The sequence below is a fragment of the Agrobacterium deltaense RV3 genome (assembly GCF_900013505.1).
In the GTDB taxonomy this organism is placed as follows: domain Bacteria; phylum Pseudomonadota; class Alphaproteobacteria; order Rhizobiales; family Rhizobiaceae; genus Agrobacterium; species Agrobacterium leguminum.
The window spans coordinates 1,574,673-1,579,258 of record NZ_LT009745.1; the positions used below are offsets into that span (position 1 = coordinate 1,574,673).

The 4,586-nt window shown below is 60.5% G+C and carries 3 protein-coding genes; 2 read left to right on the forward strand and 1 reads right to left on the reverse strand.

From position 1 onward, the window contains the following. Window positions 1-69: 69 nt before the first annotated feature. Window positions 70-1,749 carry an NAD+ synthase gene (locus tag AGR7B_RS07940; protein ID WP_080856414.1) on the reverse strand — a complete coding sequence of 560 codons (1,680 nt, stop codon included), beginning with the start codon at window positions 1,747-1,749 and terminating at the stop codon, window positions 70-72. A gap of 222 nt (window positions 1,750-1,971) precedes the next feature. On the opposite strand from AGR7B_RS07940, the gene AGR7B_RS07945 reads away from it, so the two are divergent. Together AGR7B_RS07945 and AGR7B_RS07950 are read left to right on the forward strand one after the other, a co-directional pair. Further along, window positions 1,972-3,912, forward strand: coding sequence for an LTA synthase family protein (locus AGR7B_RS07945; protein ID WP_162934080.1), 1,941 nt, complete (start codon window positions 1,972-1,974; stop codon window positions 3,910-3,912). Window positions 3,913-4,029: 117 nt separating this feature from the next. After that, the gene (locus tag AGR7B_RS07950) at window positions 4,030-4,563 is read left to right on the forward strand and encodes a DUF1003 domain-containing protein (RefSeq protein ID WP_078053054.1); all 534 of its coding nucleotides are present in this window, start codon (window positions 4,030-4,032) and stop codon (window positions 4,561-4,563) included. Window positions 4,564-4,586: the final 23 nt, after the last annotated feature.

The following is a 4,586-nucleotide window of genomic DNA, read 5'->3' on the forward strand; positions in this document are numbered from 1 at the left end:
CTCCCCGGCGGGGAGAAGAAACGAGCGGCAACGCCGGGCAAAACATCCGCTACCAGCGTCTTCCTTCAATCACCGATCCCGAAACCGGTTGGTGATCGGATAACGCCGGTCACGCCCAAAGTTCTTCTTGGTGATCTTCACGCCCGGGGCCGATTGCCGGCGCTTGTATTCGGCGAGATAGAGCAGATGTTCGATCCGGTGCACCGTCGCCACATCATGGCCACGCGCCAGAATTTCCTCGACCGACATTTCCTTTTCGACGAGGCATTCCAGAATATCGTCCAGCACCGGATAGGGCGGCAGCGAATCCTGGTCGGTCTGGTTGGGGCGCAATTCGGCCGATGGCGCCTTGGAAATAATATTGGCCGGGATCACTTCGCCGGAAGGGCCGAGCGCGCCGGGCGGCACATGGGCGTTGCGCCAGCTGGAAATGGCATAGACCTGCATCTTGTAGAGGTCCTTGATGGGGTTGAAACCGCCATTCATGTCGCCGTAGAGCGTGGCATAACCCACCGACATTTCCGACTTGTTGCCCGTCGTCACCACCATGGAGCCGAACTTGTTCGAGACGGCCATCAAAATCGTGCCGCGCGTGCGGCTCTGCAGGTTTTCCTCGGTAATGCCCTCTTCCGTGCCCTCGAAGAGATCGGAAAGCGCCGAGAGGAATCCTTCCACCGGCTCGACGATCGGCACGATATCGTAACGGCAGCCCAGCGCTTTCGCGCAATCGGCTGCGTCCTTCAGCGATTCCTCCGAAGTATAACGGTAAGGCAGCATGATGCAGCGCACCCGCTCCTCGCCCAGCGCATCGACGGCAAGGGCGGCACAGATCGCCGAATCGATGCCGCCGGAAAGGCCGAGAACCACGCTCTTGAAGCCGTTTTTGTTGACGTAATCGCGGAAGCCCAGCATGCAGGCGCGGTAATCCGCCTCTTCGCCTTCGGGAATCTTCGAGAAAGGTCCGCTGTCGCAATGCCAGCCGTCTGCCGTGCGTTTCCAGTCGGTGACGGCAAGTGTGGCCTCGAACTGGCTCATCTGGAAAGCGAGCGTCTTATCGGCATTAAAGCCGAAGCTCGCGCCGTCGAACACCAGCTCATCCTGCCCACCCAGCTGGTTGGCGAAAACGAGCGGCAGGCCGCTTTCGATAACCTGCCGCAGCGCTACCTGATGGCGCACATCCAGCTTGCCGCGATAATAGGGCGACCCGTTCGGCACCAGCAGGATTTCCGCCCCGCTTTCGGCGAGCGTCTCGCAGACACCCATATCGTTCCAGATTTCTTCGCAGATCGGAATACCGATCCTGACCCCACGGAAATTATAGGGACCGGAAATCGAGCCCTCGGAGAAAACACGCTTCTCGTCGAACTCGCCGTAATTCGGGAGGTCAATCTTGTCGCGCAGCGCGATGATCTTGCCGCCATCCAGAAGCGCCACGGAATTGTGCCGGCCCGTCTCACCCTGTCGCGGAAAACCGATGACGATGCCCGGCCCGCCATCGGCAGTTTCCGCCGCCAGCTCTTCCACGGCTTTCAGGCATGCTTTCAGGAAAGCTGGCTTCAGCACTAGATCTTCCGGCGGATAGCCCGATATGAACAGCTCGGTCAGAAGCAGAAGATCGGCGCCCTGCGTCGCCGCATCGGCCCTTGCCTCGCGCGCCTTGGCGAGATTGCCCGCCACGTCGCCAACGGTGGGATTGAACTGCCCGACGGCAATCCGGAGATGGTTCTCTATATCGTGTCTGTCGCTCATGGCTTTTCAATACCGCGCCCGTGCCCGCTCCGCAACGCGGCAATTGCATGGCGACGCCCGTTAGGCTTCGTCCGCGCGCGTTCACGCTAAGGTTATCGCCGCACCGGCCAGACTCTTCAAAGTTCATGTCGCGTTCATCGCGCTTATGTGACAGTTACATGACACTTTTGCGACACCCGATTCACCTCCCCGGATCGGCCGTGCCGCCTGCAATACCGGAGTATGAGTTTGAGAGATTCGGCGCCAAAAACAACGGCTTCCGAAAAGGCTGGTTTCGTCTTTTCGCCTGCATGGACAAGGAGCCTTTCCAAGCTTTCGGGCATCGCCTATCCGCTTGCCAATCTGACGGTCGCGTCCGTCGTGCTGGTCGTGGCGCTGGAGTGGATCGCCCGCGGTTCGCTCACCGATGTCGGCGCTTTCCTCACCTCCTCCGCCCGCCCCGGCATGACCACCATTGCCGCCGTGCTCGCCCTTCTCGTGGCGTTGGATGCACTTCTTGGCAGGCGTTACCTCTCGCTGATCGCGCTTGCGCCGCTCTGCGCGCTGACGGGGCTGATTTCGGCACAGAAACAGACCTATCTTTCCGATCCGCTTTATCCCTCCGACCTGCTGTTCGGCCGACAGATTCTTGAGCTTCTGCCGACCATGCTGAAGGCCCAGCCGATGACGGCAGCCCTCGTCGCCCTCGGCATCTGCGCCACGATTGCGGCACTTACGGGCCTCTGGCTGCTGGCGCGCCGCCACTCACCGGGCTTGAGCTTGCGCGAACGCGCCGCCGGTCTCGCGATGGCGCTGCCGCTTCTTGCGGGTCTCGCCTCGCTTATGGACTATTCGCATTATTCCTGGGTGCGCGATCGCCTCAACATCATTCCAATGATGTGGGATCAGCAGGAAAATTACCGCCATAACGGCTTCCTGATGGCCTTTGCCTTCAATATTCCGATGGCCAATGTCTCGGCGCCGCAGGGTTACGGCGAAAACACCATTGCCGACCTGACTTCCGAGCCCGCCGCCTTCGCCGCCAACAAGGGCGATTACCCCGATGTCATCATGCTGATGAGCGAATCGCTGTGGGATCCGACGCGGCTGGAAAATGTGAACCTCTCCGCCGATCCCATGCCGACGATCCGCGCCAAACAGTCCGGCAATGTCTTTTCCCCCGAGTTCGGCGGCATGACGGCGAATGTGGAATTCGAGGCACTGACCGGCTTTTCCAACGCCTTCCTGCCCTATGGCAGCATTCCCTATCAGCAATATATCCGCCGCCCGGTGCCCTCGCTCGCCAGCTTCTTCCGTGGCGAAGGTTATTCCGCCATCGCCATGCACCCCTTCCAGGAATGGTTCTGGAACCGCAAGCAGGTCTACAAAAACTTCGGCTTCGAGGAATTCCGCTCCGAAGAGACGCTGCCGACGATGGAAAAACGCGGCAACTTCGCCTCCGACGATGCGCTGATGGACGAGATCATGGCGACGGCCGAAAAGGCGCAGAACCCGCTCTTCCTCTTCGCCGTCACCCTTCAGGGACACGGCCCCTACGAGGCGACCCGTTACGCCGAAAACACCATCGGCGTCGAGGGCGGCCTTTCCGCCTCGGCCTCGCAGGCGCTGGCCACCTATTCGCAAGGGGTGGCGGAAGCCGATGAAGCGCTGCTGAAACTCATGCGCTGGGCGAAGAAGCGTGACCGGGAAACCATCGTCGTCCTGTTCGGCGATCACCTGCCGCCGCTCGGCCAGACCTTCGTGGAAAGCGGCTACATGCCGGGCATGGTAGCCAGCCGCCGCGCGCCGCTGGAGGTGATGAAGAAGGAACATGAGACGCCGCTCATCGTCTGGTCCTCAAAGAAGGGCGTGCGCAAGAATATCGGCACCATCAGCCCGGCGCTTTTGCCTTATCACGTGCTGAAAACGGCGGGCTTCTCCGATCCCTTCTACACCGGCACGCTGGGCGACGTGCAGCAGGCCTTTTCCGTCATCGACCGGCATATGCTGGTGGCAACCGACGGCAAGGCCCTGCCCGACTGGTCAATTGCCCCGAACGCCGTTCCCGACGTGGTGCGCGACTACCGCCTGCTGCAATTCGACATGATGTTCGGCCAGCAATATGGCCGCGAGCGCTTCTTCCCCGGTTTCAACTGGCTGCACGAGGGCGCGCCATCGGTCTGATGTTTTTCGGCGGGGACGCCTGAACCGCATGGCGGTGGAAATCGTTTGAATTCCACCGCCATGCGGGTTTATCTCGGGATAACATCCGCATCGCCCCATCAGAACCGGAGACACACCGTGTCAGATATCTCCGACTATATCGTTTCGCATTTCAAGCGTTCCTCTCGCGAAATCGGCGAAGTGGAGCGGCGCATTCTGGAACTGTCGCACCAGAAGAAACTGATTTCGCGCGACACCAATGCGGAATTTTCCGCTGGCGCGAGTTTCGGCGACAGGCTGGCCGACAATATCGCCAAGGTCGGCGGTTCCTGGGGTTTTATCCTCGGTTTCTGCTTTTTCCTGATCTTCTGGGCCGTCATCAACACCATCATCCTGACGACCGGCGCCTTCGATCCCTACCCCTTCATCTTCCTCAACCTGCTGCTTTCCATGCTGGCGGCCATTCAGGCGCCGATCATCATGATGTCGCAGAACCGCCAGGCCGCCCGCGACCGTTTCGAGGCCGCCAAGGACTACGAGGTGAACCTGAAGGCCGAGCTTGAGGTTCTTTCCCTGCATGAAAAGATCGATGTGAAGGTGCTGGCCGAACTGGCCGCGCTCCGTCAGGACCTTGCGGCACTTCACCGCCATGTCACCCGGAAGGAAGACTGACGCCGCTTACCCCCCTCTGCCCT